General features: G+C 64.1%; 1 protein-coding gene. It reads left to right on the top strand.

The genetic code is table 11. The features are described 5' to 3' along the window. Nucleotides 1-721: hypothetical protein (locus tag ACQRAG_RS11765; protein WP_427805337.1), on the top strand; the 721-nt coding region annotated here is incomplete at both ends.

The following is a 721-nucleotide window of genomic DNA, read 5'->3' as shown; positions in this document are numbered from 1 at the left end:
CGGCCGACAGCACGCTGTCCGGCAGCTTCGGGATCGGCTTCGGAGCTGACGGCGCTGCGGATGCTCCCCTGAGCATCAACGGTGCGACCGGGACGAAGGAGGGGAACAAGACGACGTTCGATGTGGACGGCGGCAAGCTGGTGGTGACCGACAACGGTGGCGGCAACTACAGCTACGAATACCAGCCTTCCGATCCGAACAAGTCCTTCGGCGAGAAGCAGTTCACGATCACGGCGACGGACAAGGACGGGGACAGCACGACCGTGGCGATCACGGTGAAGCAGGACTTCAATCCTGGTGAAGTCGAGCCCGGCGTCGGGGACAACAAGATCGTGGTGGACGAAGGCACGCAGCCCGAACATGGCGGTGAAGAAAGCCATGGCCAGAACGGCAGCGGTTCGTTCATCGTGGATCTGCATGGCGAGGGCGGTACCATCGAGGTCGGAGGCTGGACCATCAGCATCACCGACGGCGTGGCCACGGTCAGCGGCAGTGCCCAGGGCGTGCACGGCGTGAAGCTTTCCAATGTGAAGGCCACGCTTGGCGCGGACGGCAAGTGGACGGTGAACTACGACTATGCCCTTGGCGGCCGCCAGGAGCATGGCGCTGACGGTACTGCTACGGATGCCGACCTGACGGGCAATTTCCCCATCACGGTGACGGACGCCACGGGCGACAAGGCCACGGGCAGCATCGACGTGACCGTGCATGACGACGTGCC

It is taken from the genome of Desulfovibrio sp. SGI.230 (assembly GCF_050313065.1).
Lineage (GTDB): Bacteria > Desulfobacterota > Desulfovibrionia > Desulfovibrionales > Desulfovibrionaceae > Desulfovibrio.
This window is presented reverse-complemented; position numbering and strand designations above follow the sequence as displayed.